13 protein-coding genes and 1 pseudogene are annotated in these 17,083 nt (G+C 68.2%); 7 read left to right on the forward strand and 7 right to left on the reverse strand.

Annotated features, from left to right (window positions below; genetic code table 11):
- Window positions 1-329: 329 nt before the first annotated feature.
- Entirely contained in the window at window positions 330-995 is a 666-nt protein-coding gene (locus ABT130_RS43120) for a hypothetical protein (RefSeq protein ID WP_350965641.1), read from the reverse strand.
- Window positions 996-1,271: 276 nt separating this feature from the next.
- Here ABT130_RS43120 and ABT130_RS43125 point away from each other — a divergent pair, with 276 nt between their 5' ends.
- On the forward strand, window positions 1,272-1,805 hold the full coding sequence (locus ABT130_RS43125; protein ID WP_350965643.1) for a hypothetical protein: 534 nt from the start codon (window positions 1,272-1,274) through the stop codon (window positions 1,803-1,805).
- Window positions 1,806-2,006: 201 nt separating this feature from the next.
- Here the strand turns inward: ABT130_RS43125 and ABT130_RS43130 are convergent, their stop codons facing one another.
- Window positions 2,007-2,264 (reverse strand): helix-turn-helix domain-containing protein, encoded by a 258-nt coding sequence (locus tag ABT130_RS43130; RefSeq protein ID WP_350965645.1) that lies wholly within the window; start codon window positions 2,262-2,264, stop codon window positions 2,007-2,009.
- Between the two features lie 127 nt (window positions 2,265-2,391).
- Between ABT130_RS43130 and ABT130_RS43135 the strand changes: the two genes are divergently transcribed.
- Entirely contained in the window at window positions 2,392-3,333 is a 942-nt protein-coding gene (locus tag ABT130_RS43135) for a DUF5996 family protein (protein ID WP_350965647.1), read from the forward strand.
- 62 nt (window positions 3,334-3,395) lie between these two features.
- Complete coding sequence (locus ABT130_RS43140; protein WP_350965649.1) at window positions 3,396-3,869, forward strand: GNAT family N-acetyltransferase; 474 nt, start codon at window positions 3,396-3,398, stop codon at window positions 3,867-3,869.
- A 12-nt stretch (window positions 3,870-3,881) separates the two neighbouring features.
- On the opposite strand, the gene ABT130_RS43145 is transcribed toward ABT130_RS43140, so the two are convergent.
- The 4 genes from ABT130_RS43145 to pdxR all read right to left on the reverse strand — a co-directional run bounded on the left by ABT130_RS43145 (window position 3,882) and on the right by pdxR (window position 10,838).
- Window positions 3,882-4,400 carry a nitroreductase family protein gene (locus ABT130_RS43145; protein ID WP_350965651.1) on the reverse strand — a complete coding sequence of 173 codons (519 nt, stop codon included), beginning with the start codon at window positions 4,398-4,400 and terminating at the stop codon, window positions 3,882-3,884.
- A 345-nt stretch (window positions 4,401-4,745) separates the two neighbouring features.
- Entirely contained in the window at window positions 4,746-6,077 is a 1,332-nt protein-coding gene (locus tag ABT130_RS43150; RefSeq protein ID WP_350965653.1) for a glycoside hydrolase family protein, read from the reverse strand.
- 572 nt (window positions 6,078-6,649) lie between these two features.
- Window positions 6,650-9,208, reverse strand: a complete 2,559-nt coding sequence (locus ABT130_RS43155; protein WP_350965655.1) for a PKD domain-containing protein — start codon at window positions 9,206-9,208, stop codon at window positions 6,650-6,652.
- Window positions 9,209-9,383: 175 nt separating this feature from the next.
- The gene (pdxR, locus tag ABT130_RS43160) at window positions 9,384-10,838 is read right to left on the reverse strand and encodes a MocR-like pyridoxine biosynthesis transcription factor PdxR (protein WP_350965657.1); all 1,455 of its coding nucleotides are present in this window, start codon (window positions 10,836-10,838) and stop codon (window positions 9,384-9,386) included.
- 127 nt (window positions 10,839-10,965) lie between these two features.
- On the opposite strand from pdxR, the gene ABT130_RS43165 reads away from it, so the two are divergent.
- A complete protein-coding gene (locus ABT130_RS43165; RefSeq protein ID WP_350965659.1) occupies window positions 10,966-12,207 on the forward strand; it encodes an MFS transporter in 1,242 nt (413 codons plus the stop codon).
- Window positions 12,208-13,452: 1,245 nt separating this feature from the next.
- A complete protein-coding gene (locus tag ABT130_RS43170) occupies window positions 13,453-13,758 on the forward strand; it encodes a hypothetical protein (RefSeq protein WP_350965661.1) in 306 nt (101 codons plus the stop codon).
- A gap of 167 nt (window positions 13,759-13,925) precedes the next feature.
- Here the strand turns inward: ABT130_RS43170 and ABT130_RS43175 are convergent, their stop codons facing one another.
- Window positions 13,926-14,549: a DedA family protein gene (locus tag ABT130_RS43175; protein WP_350965663.1), complete on the reverse strand. Its 624-nt coding sequence runs from the start codon at window positions 14,547-14,549 to the stop codon at window positions 13,926-13,928.
- Window positions 14,550-14,768: 219 nt separating this feature from the next.
- Between ABT130_RS43175 and ABT130_RS43180 the strand changes: the two genes are divergently transcribed.
- Window positions 14,769-15,398, forward strand: a complete 630-nt coding sequence (locus ABT130_RS43180) for a fasciclin domain-containing protein (protein WP_350965665.1) — start codon at window positions 14,769-14,771, stop codon at window positions 15,396-15,398.
- A 517-nt stretch (window positions 15,399-15,915) separates the two neighbouring features.
- Window positions 15,916-17,083, forward strand: a pseudogene (locus ABT130_RS43185) (hypothetical protein); the annotation flags it as partial.

A 17,083-nucleotide genomic window follows, 5' to 3' on the forward strand; every position in this document is an offset into this window, starting at 1 on the left:
GGTGCGTTCGGGCCGCTGATCACCGCGGGCATGGGTGGGGCGGCCCTGGTCAGCGCGGCGGTCGGCGCGGTGACGGCGGTCGGCGGGAACGTGCAGGCCGACAGCGCCCGGCCACGACCCGACCCCGGGCTGACAAACGGATGCGCGGTTCGTGGCCTGGCCGGGCGGTTTGCGGATCCAGGAGGCGCTCATGGTCCGCGAAAAGGCGGCAGATCACCCCAGATGTTCAGTGATGTGTCCGGTCACCCGCAGGGACGCTTACCACGGGCCGGATCAGAAGTTCGGCCGGGCGTGGATCGGCGAGCCACCTCCGCGCCGGGGGCGAACGTTCAGGGCTCCGGCATCATGTCCATGAAGTAATCGCGGAAGCCGACACGCACCCCCACCACCCGGTCCCAGGCGAAGTCCACCTGCCACTGGCCGTACGGCCAGTGATTGACCATGTGTGCCCAGTCGTGGAATTGCATGCTGAAGCGCGGCAACGTGGCGCTGACCTTCACGGAGTCGGAGAAGTCGTAGCGTGTCGCTCCCGGTTCGAACCGTTCGAGCCCGCCCTCGTCCCACGGGTCCTTGGGGCCACGCTCCTCGGCCAGCAGGTTCAGCACCGCCGTCCCTTCCTCTGCCAGTCGCTCCCGCTCGTCCCGCACGTACCGCGCGACCTGCAGGTCGAGCTGCCTTGGACCGTCCTCGTCCCAAGGCAGCTCGAATTCGAGCCTGTCGGGTGTGCGCATCCACCAGCAATCCTCGGACGGTCGGGGGGTGGAACCGAAGGTCTGTATGTCGACATGTCCAAGGGCCAGCAGCAGGTCCACCCGATCCCGCTCGGTGGTGAACCAGCGGTCCGGGCAACGCCGCACCTCCGCCGACCACCCGGCGGCCCGAGCGAGCGCGTCCGGCAGCCACTGCTCCTCGTAGTGCACGGCGTCCGCGTCCAGGACCTTCTCGGCCTCGGCGCACAACGTTTCCCAGCCCGGCTCCAGCGGTGCCGACATCATTCCTGGCGCTCCCTCTCTTCGATGCCCGTACCCGAGCCGTCCCCACGCGGGCACACCGGTGTGAGCGCCCCGGGTCCGGCCCGGACAACGATGCGCCGCCGCAGCTCAGCGCGACGGACGCGAAAAGCCGTCTGGACGAGGTGGCGTCCGGCCCTGCGACGGGGCTCCACGGGGTCCATGGGTACGGCGGGCCGGTTGCACGGCGCTTACAAACCGCCGACCATCTTGTGGGGACGATCGGATCGCAGGGGCTGACGTGGAGTTCTGAACATGGGTATGCGTGAGGTGCATCTGATGTTCTTCGTCGCGGTGGAGGACGGCGTACGGACGAGAGACGAGGCCGCGACCGCGGTCGGCTACCAGGTCCGCGGTGTCGATGCGGGCAGGTTCATGCAGGGGAGCTGGCGGTCGCTCGACGCGACTGTCTACACAGAGTTGTTCGATGGGTATCAGCTGGTCTCGATCGGGATCTCGGCGCTGACCTTCTCCGAGATCAGGCATGGAGATCATCCCGAGATCTCGGCACCGCAGTTCGCTGACTGGTTCGCCGAGACCGCGCACGAGCTGCACACCGAGATCGGAATGCTCCCGTTTCGCAGCCACCAGAATGAGCCGGAGTGGCCGCCGACGATCTACGATCTCGTGCGGTTCCACGAGATCGGTGCGCTTCTCGATGAGAACTTCGCGTTCCTCTACCTGGCGCGGGGAATCCCGTACGAGGCCTATCTCGGTCCCCAGGAACGCGCCCTGAACAAGCAGGGCGGAGTCCTTCTGTTCGACGCGGACGACTCCCAGTGGGCCGCCAAGTAGGGGAGCCGCGGAACTCATCCCACACCAACCACTACCGGCGCGGCCTGATCGAATGCAATCGCGCCCGCTCTATCCCGAGCGGTCCTTCTCGCCGGGCGCCGTGGTGGGGCGGTCACCGGTCCTGGTGGACCGGGGGCGAAGGCGTTCGGCAACGAGAGAAGCCCCCGGCCAGGTGGTCGAGGGCTGCTGCCGTCGTACGGGCTACGCCATGGTGTATTCGACGTCGCCGAAGTCGGCCACCACGCGAAGCCGTCCGCCGAGGGCCTCGACGTAGGAGTGCAAGGTCGCGACCTCGCCGTGTTCGATGGCCGAGACTCTCGGGCCGGAGACTCCCATGGTGGTGGCCACGTCGCACTGGGCCAGATCAGCCCGCGGCTCCGCGAGCAGTCCTACCGGCGTGCCGAAAGCCAGATCGCCGTCCCCCGGCACCGGCCCGATCCTGACCCTTTCGACCGGCACCTCGACGAGGTGTTCCTGGCGTCCTGATCACGCGATCTGGAGCATCGTCGGTGCGGCCCGGTGAAGATCTTGCTGTTTGTGGTGCCGGCCGGGTCTTTGATGTGTATGTCGTGGGAATGGTGGCGTCATGGAGTTGTTCGCCCCGATACCGCTGGACGAGTGGCGGGACACCAAGGCCACGCTGCACCGGTTCTGTCAGGTGGTGGGCAAGATCCGGCTCACCGCCGAGGTCCGGCGCAACCACTGGTGGAACGTGCCGTTCCATCTCACCGGCAGAGGGTTCACCACCCGCCCGATGGGACAGGCGGACGGCAATCCGATCTTCACGATCGACTTCGACTTCGTCGGCCACCAGCTACTCGTCACCGAGTTGGACGGCCGGGCGGTGTCCTTCCCGCTCTACGGTCAGTCGGTGGCGTCCTTCTACCAGAAGGTCATGCTGGCGCTGGCGGAGCTGGACGTGCAGGTGGATCTGGACAGGCCGTGGCCGTTCGACCTGCCCGACTCCGGGCGGCCGTTCGTCGAGGACACCGAGCACGCGGCCTACGACCCTGCCATGGCCAATCGCTACTGGCAGGTGCTGAGCCAGGTGAACCTGGTGCTGGAGGAGTTCGCCGCGGGCTTCTCGGGAAAGATCAGCCCGGTGCACCACTTCTGGCACACCTTCGACATCGCCTGCAGCCGTTTCTCCGACCGCCGGGTCGACCAGCCGCCGTCGGTCGACTCCGTGACGCGGGAGGCCTACTCGCGGGAGGTGATCAGCTCCGGCTTCTGGTTCGGTGACGACGCCTTCCCCGAGCCCGCCTTCTACTCCTACACCGCCCCCGAGCCCGAAGGGCTGGAGAACGAACCTCTCAGCCCCGGGGCCGCGGAGTGGATCGAGCAGCGAGGCAGCCATCTGGCCGTGCTGCGCTACGACGACGCCCGATCAGCGGCCGACCCGCGCGCCGCGGTCCTGGCCTTCTACGAGAGCGCCTACCAGGCCGGAGCCCGGCGTGCCGGTTGGGACATCGCCTGGCTCGCCTGCCCCGGCGGGATCACCGACCCGCAACTGAGAACCGGACCCTGACCGGGAAGGTTCACCGGGTTAACCGTTGGCTCGGGCGTCCGCCGGTCTTGTAGGTTCCTGCGGTGGATGTCGACGGCAGGACAGTGATCCGGATCGCGGTCGCGGAGGACGCGGCGTCGGTCGCACGCGTCCACATGGCCTCCCGGGCGGCGACCATGCCGTACCTACCTCCGCAGAAGCGCACCCATGACCAGGTGGCTCGGTGGCTCCGGGACGTCGTCTTCAGGGAATGCCGGGCCTGGGTCGCGGTGCGCGGCGCGGAGATCCTGGGTTATGCCGCCGTCGAGGGCGACATGCTCGAACACCTCTACCTACGTCCGGACGTCCGCCGCCAGGGGGTCGGCACGCTGCTTCTCGACGAGGTCAAGCGGAACAGCCCCGATGGGGTCTCCCTGCACGTCTTCCAGCAGAACACCGATGCCCGCGCGTTCTATGAGCGTCACGGCTTCACCGTCCTCGACACCGGCGACGGCAGCCGCAACATGGAGGCGCTGCCCGACATGACCCTTCGCTGGACCCCGCACAGCACCCGGTGAGGGGACATCCGCTCAGGGGCCGATCCAGCGGACCAGCTCGTCCAGCGGCAGGCGGCCCGAGGGGATCGCGGACCTGCCGCGAGGCGCGGGCGCGGGGTGGCCGAGGGAGATCGCGGTCCTGACCTGCCACGGAGCCTCGACGCCGACCATCCGGCCGGCCCGCTCGGCGTTGGAGGCGGGGAAGAACGAGGCCGGGCAGCTTCCCAGGCCGAGGTCGTGCGCGGCGAGCATGAGGTTCTGGGCGGCCCGGCCCGCGTCGAACTCCGCGTCCTCGCCGCCCGTGCCGTGGTCCACCGCGAGCAGGACGACCACGGGAGCGGCGGCCAGGTGAGCCGCGTAGCCTCCCAGCAGGCTCAACCTCTGCTGCAGGCCGCGGTCCCTGACCACGACGAACCTCCACGGCTGGCGGTTGCGCGCCGACCCGGTCCAGCGAGCCGCCTCCAGCACCCGCACGATGTCGCCCGTCGGCACCGGTGTGTCAGCGAACCACCGGGTGGCCCGCAACGGCCCGCCCCTCTGCCCCACGCTCATCTCCCCGATCCCTCACAGCGTCCTGCGCTCATCATCTCGAAAGACCGGTTCGGCCCCGCGACCGCCGCCGGTCAGCCTGGACGATCGTTCCGCCGCGAGCAGGTGCGGCGGTGGATCTGGAAGGCCGGTGGCATCCGTACGCCGATCACGGCCCCGTCCGGGATGTGTCCGGCGGCGACGTCCTGAGGCTAGGCCCTGTCCTGCGGATCTTTTGCCTACCGCGGCCGGCCAGGCGGCGCCTCGCCGCGTTGTCGTCGGTCACCGCAGCACGCCGCGGCTCCCTCCTCCGCCTTGCGAGACACCACCTGACCGATCCTCGCCACGGCAAGATCCGCAGGACAGGACCTAGCGGTCGCTCCACTTGATCTCGTAGGGCTGGAGGGCGAACGACTTGCCGTCCACGGTCGTGGTGGTCTTCGCGTCGGTGGTGTTGACCAGCAGCAGCCGCCGCGGCTGCGCGAGCACCCGGACCTTGGGGTCGGAGGAGGTGACGTGCTCCAGTTCGGCTCCGGCCGGGAACCAGGTGGTGAAGTCGGCCACCAGCTTGCCGGTCGGGAGCTCGGCACCGGTCCGCGGGTCCCACATGCAGCCCTGGCAGGTGCCCTCCTTGACCTGCGGATTCCAGTACAGCGCGGTGGCGGCGCCGCTCTTGGCGAACTCGATCATCGAGGCGGCCTGGACGGCGAGCCGCATCGGCTCCGGCCAGGTGGTGTTGTCCTCGGGGACGAAGTACCACTCCGACCACCAGACCGGTAGGTCGCCGGTCTTGTCGCGCAGCCAGGTGGTGACCGCGCTGAACTTGCTCAGCGCTCCGAACGCGTCGGGCAGCAACTCGTGGGCGTCGGTCAGCGAGGCGCCGTCGACCACGATGAAGTCGGCGCCCTTCTTGTTCTCGAACCAGTAGTTGAAAGCGTCCAGGGCGTTCTGGTTGACGACTCCCCAGGTGCCCCGCAGCTCGGACTTGCCGGTCCTGTTGCTGTCGAAGCCGAGGTAGGGGCCGCCGATCTTGGCGTCGGGACGGACCGCCTTCACCGCGTCGTAGACCTTGTTGTAGAGGTCGGTGTAGCCCTTGAAGTCCGCGGGTTTGGAGTGGTCCTTCCAGAAGCCCTTGAACTCGTTCCAGACCATGAAGTACTCGACGTCGCGGTACTTCGCGGCGACGGTCGCCGACAGCTTGGCGAAGTCGTCGAAGTGCTTGGGGTAGGGGGCGTCCTCCAGATGCTCGGCCCAGGCCGAGTCTGCGGTCGGGCCCTCGGGGCCGCCCTTCATCCAGTCAGGGGCGCAGCAGAGCGTGATGATCTGTGTGCCGCCGGACTGCCTCATGAGGTTCGTCCGGCTGTCCAGGTCCTCCCAGTAGAACTCCTGCGGGCGCGGTTGGGGGTTGAGCGCCCCGAACCCCATGATGTGCTGGTTCTGCAGCATCGGGGTCTGGGCGAGCCTCCGGCTCACCTCCTGCTCGAACTGCGGGGTGACGTTGTTGGCGCTGACCCCCGTGTGGGTGAACCCCCAACGAGGCCACGCGGGGTCCACCGCCGGCGCTTTCTGGATCTTGCTGTTGGACGCCGCGGTTGAGGGGCCGGCCGCCGCCGTTGAGGGGGCGTCGGCCTGTCGCGCGTCGGGAACCGCCCGGTCCGGAGTGCCGCCGAAGGAACAACTCGCCGCCAGCATCGCCGTCATGACGGCTCCCGCGGCTGAGGCGACCGCCCGCCCGGGACGCCACCATGTCGATCCCCCAGTACTCGATGCCACCTGATCCCCACTCGATCTTCGTCGTCTGCTTTGCCCAGAGCGTTCCACAGGTCGAGTAAAAGCGGCGTATGGGGATGTGGTTCGCAGGCAAACGTTATGACGGATCCGAAAGGCGGGCGCGCTCGCCGGTCACCGCGGGCTGTCGCCGCCTTCGCGGTGTCGTCGTGAGCCGGGCCGAGGGCCGGTCGCGCACGACGACACCGCCATCACGAGCCTTCTGTCACAACAGGTCGTGCCACCCTCCCGGCATGAAGCTGCATCGCGACCTGGATCGCGGACTTCTACAACACACGCGGGCGACACAGTGCCAACGACGGGCTGCCGCCGGTCACATTCGAGTGTTGGCGTTCGCCGGCCGCCGCCCCACTCCGTCGGCCAGGTCGGCCGCGGCGGCGGACAACTGACAGGGCAGGGCGGGGCTGAACTTTAGTGGCAATACGAGAGCCCGCCCCGGGCGCCTTAATCGGCGAACGAGGCGGGCCCTCACATCAGATCAGCGGTCAGTTGTGCACCTGCACCGATCCCGCGGTGATCTCTTGGGGATCGGCCAGGTCCAGGTCGTACTCCAGCGAAGGCCGGTTGTCGTAAAGCTTGGCCCGTACCGGGTAGGCCCCGGTCTTCAGGTCCCACACCACGAGCCTGAGCCGTCCGGGATCGTAGCCGTACAGGACAAAGCCTCGCCCGTCCGCCGTTTCGCCCTTCACGGCGAGCCGGTCGTCGGGGGTCACGACCAGCCATTCGAGACGGTCCGATCTGATCTCGAAGTCCGTTCCCTGCACGCGGACGGTGACCTTGCCGTTGCCCGGCTCGGGCCCCTGGTCGGCGGGCAGGTACTTCGGGTTGAACTGGAAGTGTGCCTTGCCCTCGACGGGTGCGGGCGAGACGAAGTGGCCGCCGCCGGTGGCGAATCCGGCGTCGGGGTCGTAGGCCACGACCATGGTCTGCCGGTTCCTGGTGCCCAGGTCGTCGTCGGTGACGGTGACGCTGATCGTGTACATGCCGGGGTGGGCGTAGCGGTGCGTGCGGTCGCAGCGCTTGCCCGTGGCGGCGAACTCCTCCCTGACCCCGTCGTCCCAGACGACCACGCAGGTGTGGGTGTCGTTCGTGCCGGGGTCGCTGACCGGCACGGTGACGGTGACGTCGGTGCCGGCGCGGTAGACCGACCACGGTTCGGGGCCGAAGCCGTTGAGGTCGGCGGTCGCCGAGCCGCGCAGCGAGCCGCCGGAGCCGGAGACCCTGGGGGCGACGTTGCGTACGGTCACGCTCGCGCGGTCACTGACCGGACCGTTGACACCGTCGCCGGCCGTCAGCGTCGCCACGAACTCACCGTCGTCGTTGCACGTGACGGTGGTGCGGGCGGCGTGCGGTTCGGCCACCACGCAGGCGGCGCCCGCGTCGGTGCCGGAGACGGGGCTCACGGTCCAGGTCAGAGCGGGGGTGGACTCGCGGTCGTGGGCGTAGCCGTTGAGCGTGATGCGGGCGCCCTCGTCACCGGTGACATCGGGCCCGGCGTTGGCCGTGGGCGGTTCGTCGACAGGGGCGGGCAGCGAGCCACCGCTGCCGCCGTCGGTGATGTTCACCCAGAACTCGTCCTGGACGGGCGCGTTGGGGTCGGTCGAGGTGTACAGGATGCGGTCGCCGGTGTAGTAGGCACGCAGCCTGCCGCCCGCGACGGAGTTCTGCCGCTGCGGTACGGGCCGGACCGAGAAGTCCCAGTCGGGGTGTGCGGCGCCCTCGATCGTGGAGGCGAAGGGGTACTCGTCGCACTGCTCGGCGGGCGGCTGGGGTGGCGTGGGCAACCACAGGTCGAAGTACCAGTCCCGCTCGGTGCCGGTGCGGTAGCAGGCGGCCTCCTTGTGCGCCTCGTTCGACCTGGCGACCGTGGTGTTCGCGGGGTCGTAGCGGTGCAGGCCCGGGTCGCTCTCGCTGCCCAGACGGCCGGGCATCTTCTTGTCGCGCGGGCTTGGCACGCCCGGCGGGACGAGTAGCGGGTAGGTGTCGTTGGGGAAGTCCTGGGCCGTCTTGATGTGGAAGGCGACCAATTCGAGATCCCTGTCGCCGGTGGAGTAGGTGATGTGCGGGAGCACCTCGCTGAAGACGCAGGCATTCGGGGCGTGCTGGAAGTAGGTGGCCGAGTCACAACGGATCATCCGGTCAGGAGTGTGGATGTCATCGATCATCTTGAACTCTCCCTCCTCGCCGGAGGTCAACCTGATGAACCACTTGTGGTACAGCACCTTGTCCTGGTAGCTGGACTGGTCCTCATGGGAGTAGATGTCCCACTTGGCCCAATCTCCGCGATCCCAGTCCCCCCAGGTGCGGTCGATACCGGAGAACGCACCGTGGCAGTAGGTCGGCGACTCCTGGCAGTCGCCGACCGCGACGAAGGACTGGCCGGGCGCGGTGACCCAGTTGTCGATCAGGCCCCAGTCGTAGTCGACCGAGTCCTTCTCGATCCTGAAGTAGATCCGGGCCTTGCGTGTCTGGTTGCTGGACAGGCCGATGATGTTGTACTTGGCCTCGGTCGTTCCTTCGTGCTCCGGTGGCTTGTTGGTGTAGATCTTCCAGTAGTCGAAGATCATCGTGCCGCGCTGGCAGTACTGGAACCTGTTGTGGATACGGCCGACCGCGCTCTCCGCGCCCGGCAGCGACAGGCAGGTGTCGACGAAGCCGCTGTCGGGCTCGTCCGGCGGCTCGGCCAGGGCCGCGATCCTGCCCGCCTCCTCTTCGCCGTCACCGAACTCGGCGGAGTCGCGGTAGGACTTCTGACCGGTGGCGACCGCGACCTGCTTGGCCTCGCGCTGTGCCTGCTCCGGCGTGAGCGGCTCGGTCGCCTTCGCGACCTTGGTCCGTAACTGATCCGCGGTGAGCGTGGTCCCGTCGGCGTACCTGAAGCTGACGCGGACCTCGCGCTCGGTCTTTGGCTCCTCGGCCGCTGCGGGCGTGACCGAGGGGGTGACCTGGGATGACTCTGCGATGGCCGGTGGTGTGAGTGCTGCCCCCAGCACGACCACCAGCGCTAAGACCAGGATTTTTCGCTTCGAGCGACGTTTTCCCATGTGCCGTCTCTCTTCGGTTAAAGAAGATCAGTAAACGAAACGGCATCAACGTAACATTGATGATTTTGGTCATCAATACATGATTTTTCAGTTTTTGACGGCGATTGTCAGTCCAATAGGTAAAGGACTTCGGCCCACCGCTGGACGGCAGAATCTCCAAGCCATCCGAAGAACATCACCCCTGAAAGTCCCGCGAGTCCGCCGCGGCGCGAAAGCTCTCCGCCAGGTGCCGCAGGCCCGGTTCGATCCGCTCCGCCGGGATCGCGCCGTACCCGAGCACCAGTCCCGACCGCGCGGGGGTCTCGCCGTAGTAGGGGGCGAGGTCCTGCAGCGCGATCCCCGCCTGGCTCGCGTACGCCGTGACGCGGTCCATGTCGACTCCGGCGTCCGAGGCCAGGTAGGCGCAGAGGTGCAGGCCGGCGGCCGAGGGGATCGGCTCCAGCCAGTCGCGGAAGTCCCGCCGGAGCGTGGCGAGGATCCGTTCGTGGCGGGCCGCGTACTCGCGTGTCGCCTTGCGGACATGCCGTCCGAACAGGCCCTCGCCGATGAACCCGGCCAGCGCCGCCTGGGTGGGAAGCTCGCCGTACCAGTCGGTGAGTTGCCTGGCCCTGCGGAGCGCGGGCTGGAGCGAGGCGGGGGCGACCAGGAAGCCCAGCCGCAGCATCGGCAGCATCGTCTTGGAGAAGGAGCCGACGTAGATGACGTGGCCGCTGCGGTCCAGGCTCTGCAGCGGTTCCAGCGGGCGGTCCTCGAAACGGAACTCGCTGTCGTAGTCGTCCTCGATCACCACGGCACCCCGCCGCTCGGCCCATTCGAGCAGTGCGGCACGGCGGCCGAGCGACATCGGTGTGCCCAGTGGGAACTGGTGCGAGGGCGTGACGTAGACGAGGCGGGCGGAGTCGGGGAGGGCGGACACATCCAGGCCCTCACCGTCGACCGGCACCCCGGTGACCCGCGCGCCCAGCGACCGGAACAGCATCCTGGCCGGCGGGTAGCCCGGTTCCTCGACCGCCACGCGGCAGCCGGGCTCGATCAGCACGCGGCCGATCAGGTCGAGCGCCTGCTGGGCTCCCTGGGTGACGAGCACGTCGGCGGCGCTCGCCCGTACCGAGCGGGAGATCCCGATGTGGCGGGCGACGGCCTCCCGCAGGCTCGCATGTCCCGAGGGGTCGCCGTAGCCGGCGGAGCGCACCAGCGCCGGGCGGAACTCGCGGGCGACGAGCCTGCGCCACGTTTCGAGCGGGAACAGCCGGGCGTCGGGGACGCCCACCCTGAAGTCGTAGACCGGCTCCGTGGCCGGTTCGCCCGGCGGGGTGGGCAGGGACCGCCAGAGGTGGCGAGGGCGCACGCCGCTGCCCGCCGGCGCGGCCCGGGAGCGGGTGCGGCCGAGGGGCTCGGCGCACACGAAGGTGCCCGCGCCGACCTGGCCGACGAGGACACCCTCGGCGGTCAGCCGCTCGTAGGCGACGGCCACGGTGTTGCGTGACACGCCGAGCCGTCGCGCCAGCTCGCGGGTCGGCGGCAGGCGCTCCCCGGAGCGCAGGCGGCCGTCGAGGACGGCGTCCAGGAGCTGCCGGTAGATGCGGACGGACAGATCGCCACGCCCGGCGAGGCTCACATGGAAATCCACCCGACCACCCTTGTATTGGCCCAATGACTTCGCCCTCTATTGGATCTTATATGGGGCCAATCTGCTCAATAGAGTCACGCTGCCCCCAACGCGGAGGACCTCAGCGCGGCGACGACCAAGGAGTCCCATGTTCAGCCGGATCATGCCGCCTTCCGGGCCGCCCAGGATCCTCGCCCTCGCGCAGCTGGCCAACTCCATCGGAGACGGCGCCTACTACGTGTGCTCAGCGCTCTACTTCATCCGGATCGTGGGGCTGTCGCCGACCCAGGTCGGCTTCGCGCTGACGTTCGGCTGGGCCGCCGGGTTCGTGGCGGGAGTTCCGCTCGGACACCTCGCCGACCGCCGGGGACCGCGCGGCACGGCGGTCCTGCTGGCCGTCGCCACCGCCGTCGCAGTCGGCTCGTTCCTGTTCGTCCGATCCTTCCCGCTGTTCGTGCTGACCGCCTGCCTGTACGCGATCGCCCAGTGCGGTCTCGCCGCCGCCAGGCAGGCGCTGCTCGCCGGGCTGGTGGACAGGGCACGGCGGACCGGGGTCCGTGCCCACCTGCAGGCGACGGTCAACGCGGGGCTGGCGGTCGGCGCCGCGCTCGGCGGGGTGGCGCTGCACCTCGACACCCCGGCGGCCTACCTGGCGGTCCTGACGATGGACGCATTGAGCTTCCTGCTCTCCGCGCTGATCCTGCTCCGCCTTCCCCCGGTGCCGTGCACGCCGGTCACCGGAGCGGGCCGGCCGGCGTTGGCGGTGCTCAGGGACAGGCCGTACGCGCTGATCTCCCTCCTCAACATGATCACGCTGCTGAACATGCCGCTGCTCAGCCTGGTCATCCCGCTGTGGATCGTCCAGCGGACCCAGGCTCCGAGCTGGATGGTCGCCGCACTGCTGGTCCTCAACACCCTGGGCGTCGTGCTGTTCCAGGTACGGGTGGCCCGGCGGGTCAGTGACCTGGAGACCGCCGCCCGGTCCGTACGGCTGGCGGGCGTGGTGCTGCTCGCCTCGTGCGCGGTGTTCGCCCTGTCGTCGGCCGGGTCCTCGGCATGGCTCGCCGGAATCGTCCTGCTTGTGGCCGCCTGCCTGCAGGTGCTCGGCGAGATGATGCAGGCCACCGGCTCCTGGGAGATCGGATTCGACCTCGCCCCGGCCGACAAGCAGGGCCAGTACCAGGGCTTTTTCGGATCCGGTGCGGCGGTCGCGAGGATGCTCGGCCCGCTGTTGCTCACCACGCTGATCGTCACCTGGGGGACTCCGGGCTGGCTGGTGCTGGGCGGCCTGTTCCTGCTCTCCGGCCTGGCCATGGGACCGGCTGTGCGCTGGGCGCTGCGGACCCGGCGGCCGGTCCCCGCCGAGCCGGGAGGCGCGCGGGCCGTCTAGCGGCTGCTCGGATGCTTTGAGGCACGGCCGCCGGGACGACAGGGGCCTCGGCGGCCGTGATCTCAGGCGACGGTCGTCCCGATGGTGACCGGGTGCGGGGGAGGAGCGACGGCCTTGGCTCGGCCGACGCATCCTGCCGCACGGCTCCCGTGATATCGCGTTCGGTGTATTTCAGGGAATAGAGCCGTAGTAACTGGCACTTTAAGTTGAATTGTCTACTCGCACATAAAATGCGAAGAAGTCCCGTCGGGGTGGATTTGTTTTTCCTTGAAATGCCATCTGTTTGCTGACCCGAAAATGGGGGATGTGTTTTCCTTTTTGGTGTGCGGGTATTTTCGATTTGGATCACTGGAAATGATAAAAAATCGGATTCTCACTGAAAAGGGAAATACGTTGATTCCTCATGGGAGCGAACCGGCCGGGGGGCCTGTCAGCTGCCGCCTCTTGAAGTGTGCCGTCGTCGTGACCACGGCGGGGACGGTGCTGTTGAGCCAGGCGCCGGTGAGTGCGATGGCCGGGCCCGTGCCGGGCACCTCTGCCGGATCGGTTGTCAAGGGTGGCGGTCCCGTCGCATCCGTCGACCACCGCGGGGAGTGCCGTCACAGACCTTGCCGCCGTTGTGGCCGTCCGTGCCACCGTTGTCACAGATTCTGTGAGCGCGGACGGCGGGGACGTAAGGGGATACAGGGCGTTCCAGGACCTCGAGGTCCGGAGGGGCCGGCGGGTCCGGAGGGCGAGCGAGGCCCGATGGGTTTCCCCGGACCGCGGGGTGAACGGGGCCCGGAAGGTAGGAAGGGCCCACAGGGTGAGCAGGGTTCTGCGGGTCCGCAGGGTGAGAAGGGTGAGCAGGGTTCTGCGGGTCCGCAGGGTGAGAAGGGTGAGCAGGGTTCTGCGGGTCCGCAGGGTGAGAAGGGTGAACAGGGTCCTGCGGGTCCGCAGGGTGTGCGGGGTCTGGTGGGTCTGCAGGGTCTGCAGGGTCTGCAGGGTCTGCAGGGTCTGACAGGTCTGCAAGGTCCGGCTGGTGCTCAGGGCGAGAAGGGTGATCCGGGTGCTCAGGGTCCGGCGGGTCCGGCGGGTCCACAGGGCGAGGAGGGCGACCCGGGCCCGCAGGGTCCCCCGGGGCCGGGAATCGATATCGATTCGGCTTTCAATGACAACACCGAATACCTCGGTTATGTCCCCGGCGACGGCCGGACCCTTCTGCGGGATCCGAGAACCACTCCGAACTGGCACGACCTCTCGTCGGTGGCCGGTTACCCCGGCAACGTGCTCGGTGTCACCCTGGCGGCGTTGGGAAGGCGCCTGTACGTCACCGTGCTGAGCGGCAACGGCAGGGTCGCGCAGACGGCGTGCGTGGTCAACCCGACCCCCGGCAGCGGGGAGAACCCGGCATGGCCCGGCAACTGCGGTGCCTTCGCTTATCTGACGCCGCCCACGGGGCGGACAGCCGGGACGCGGATCAACTGGAACGTTTACGAGGACGCGGACGAGTCCGGGAAGCGGCTGAGAACACGGAAGCAGCCGAACCCAGCGGGGGCACGGGCTTCCTGAACCGTCCTGTGACGCCGCAGGCGGATGATCACGAACATCCTTTCGTGGTCATCCGCCTTTTCGGTTACCGGGGAGGCCGACCGTCCGGCCCCTCAGCCGTCGTGGCGGTCCTCGAAGGCGGTGAAGGCCGCCTCCTGCTTCCCGTCGGCTCCAGCCTGGTCGCTTGGTCACCGGCGGTCGCGGCGGCGGCGTAGCAGGTGCCGGGCGATCAGTCCGGCGGCCAGGACGACCAGGGCGAGGAGCAGGTAGGTGGAGTAGCGGGCGATCTCGTCGTACACCTCGCCGATGTAGTTGCCCACGGTGTACCCCAGCACCGTCCACACCGTGACCCACAGCGCCGCGCCAAGGGTGTTGAACGCCAGGAAGCGGAGCCAGGGCATGCCGATGGTGCCCGCGACGATGCCGTTGACCTCGCGCAGTCCCGCGATGAAGCGGGCGACGACGACGACCTTGCCGCCGTGCTGTTCGAAGAACCGCTCCGCCTTCTGGAAGCGTTCCGGGGGCAGCAGGACGTAGTGGCCCCAGCGGCGGATGAAGGCGCGACCGCCGGTGCGGCCGATCAGGTAGCCGAGGTTGTCCCCGGCCACCGCGGCCAGCACCGCGATCGGCACGATGGCGGCGAGGTGCAGTTGCCCGGCCCCGGCGTAGATCGCGGCGGTGAGCAGGATCGTCTCCCCGGGGACGGGAATGCCGAAATCCTCCATGAAGATCAGCGTGCCGACGGCCAGGTAGCCGTAGTGGTCCAGCAGCGGTGCCAGGTGGGCCAGCGGGCCGGGTAGCGGTGGGGCCATGATGTCACTCTATGAGTTTGTTTGATTACTCTGTGCCCTGGTTCGGTGTGGGGGTGACCTGGGGTGCCGTCTTACTGGTGAACATTCTGATCTGTTTTAGGCATTTAATGGCTATATGCCCGATAGATGGCTATTTGGGGGGAATGTGGCCAGTGAGCAGGCGGCATGAACCGCCGGGGCGTATAGCCGGCGGTTCATGCATCCGAATCAGGAGGTCCCATGAAGAAGGAACTTCTCGTCTCCGGGCTGAGCGTGCTGATGTTGAGCGCGCTCCCTGTCGCCGCGGGGGCGGCCACCCACTCCGCGCCCACCCCGACGCCGTCGGCGTCCTCCCCAGGCCATACGTCGTCACCTTCGGCCGGCGTGAGCGGCAAGCCGGTCGGCCCCGGCTGCTCGGCCCTGCCGCCCACGGGCAGGGGCAGCCTCAGCAACGCGGCCAGGGAGCGGGTCACCACCGCGGTGGCTGAGAACCCTGAGCTGTCCACCCTGAGCACCGCCATCAAGGACGCGGGTCTGACCAACAAGCTCTACACGGCCAAGGGCATCACGGTCTTCGCCCCCAGCAACGCGGCCTTCGACCAGTTGCCGCCCGGCACGCTCAAGAAGCTGATGGCCAACAAGCCGCAACTGGCCAAGCTGCTGACCTACCACGTGGTCGAGGGCAAGAAGAGCCCGTCCGAGCTGGTCGGCGCGCCGCTGAAGACCATGCAGGGCGGCCAGATCACCGTCAAGGGCTCGGGCCAGAACTTCATCGTCTCCGGCAGGGCCAAGGTGCTCTGTGGCGACATCGCCACCAAGAACGCCACCGTCTACATCATCGACAAGGTGCTGCTGCCCCGCTCGAAGTGAACCCGTGGGCGCTCGCGGTGACCATGAATCCTCGCCGGGTCTCCGAGGCGGCATGCCGGTGAACGTGGCTCACCGCGTCGGCGCGGACACTCCGTGAGCCGGGGCCGAGTCGGGAAACCCTCCGGAGGGTCCCATGCGGGCGGGGTGCCGCCGGTCGGAGCGCACGCCGACGCCCTGGGCGCGGAGATCCGCGTCCTGTGGCGGGCCGTGCTGCGGCCGGTCACCCGGCGAGAAGGCGGCGGCGGGGGCAGGGTTACCCTCAAACCACCTTAAAGGCGACAAATTAGATTATATCCGGCAAAATTTGAGATTGAGAGCTACGGCGACTACATCTCAAAACATGCACCTTATGTATAAATTTCATATAAATTTTACCCTAAAGTTGTTGGATGCGTAGAATGCATTGATTTGAGGCCTTGACGAAGATCCGTCCTCTGACGAAGATTCTTGCCAATTGCGTACTTTCTACCGGGCTGACCCAATACCCGGAGGCGTGCGCCAACTGGAGGCATCTCTCATGAGGAGTTCTCTCAATGGCAGGAGGCTCGGCCGTATCGCGGTCGTGCTCGCTCTTCCCGTTGCCCTGAGCTTCAGCTCGTTCCCCGTTCTCGCCGAGCCGTCCCCGCCGGCCAGCGAGGTTGTCCCCGACCGGCAGTCCAGCACAGAGCAGAACGGCGTGGCGCTGCTGCGCGTCATCGTCCCCGACGAGGCCGGCATCGACCGGCTCAACTCCATGGGCGTCGACCTCGCGGAGTACAAGAAGCCCGTCGACGGCGGGTTCGAGATGCACGCGATTCTGAGCCCAGAGGAGGCTCAGAACCTCCGCGATCTCGGATTCAACATAGTCGGCAAGATCTCCGACCAGACGGAGGTCGCCGATAACCTGGTCCAGCGGCGGGGCGCCGTCGCGGCCGAGATCCAGGCGGCGGCGGAGGTCGACACGCTGACCCCGCTCCGCGCCGAGTGGTTCACCAGCCTCGACGACCAGAACTTCCTGTCGATCGAGGTGAAGTCGAGCGCCATCGACGCGGCGACGGTGCTCACCGTCACCTGGGACAGTGGCGAGGGGACGGCCCCCGACTCGGGCGGCAGCGCGACGATGTCGCGTTTCACCGATGCCGGCCAGTACATGTACCACCGGTTCAGCTCGCCGCTGGCCCTCACCGCGGTTCCCACCAAGGCCACGATCACCAGCAGCCGGGGCGGCTCGGTCACGGTTCCGGTGACCAAGTGGCTGGGTGAGAAGCGCAAGGCCCCGAAGAAGCACTACGTCGCGGACTTCGTCGACCGTTACATGGACCCGACCGAGGTGACCAACCGGATCTCCGGCCTGGCCCAGGAGTTCCCGAAGATCTCGCAGATCATCAATCTGCCGTACAAGACGAACGGCTACCGCCGGGCGGCGCAGGCCCAGTTCGGCACGGTCGCGGCGAGCACGCTCTACGTGACCTCCAAGGCGTACGGGCACGAGGGCGGCAACGACATCAGCGTCGCGCTGGTGAAGCCGGACGCCGCCTCGGCCGCGCTGAGCGTCTCGGTGAGCGGCAAGGACGTCGTGGTCAACCTCGGCACCGGCGCGTCCGGTGCGGTCAACAGCACCGCCGCCCAGGTGGTCACCGCGCTCAACGGCAACGCCGCGGCGTCGGCGCTGCTGACCGCCGCCACCTACCGGGGCAACGCCGGTG

It is taken from the genome of Streptosporangium sp. NPDC001681 (genome assembly GCF_040298085.1).
Taxonomy (GTDB): domain Bacteria; phylum Actinomycetota; class Actinomycetes; order Streptosporangiales; family Streptosporangiaceae; genus Streptosporangium.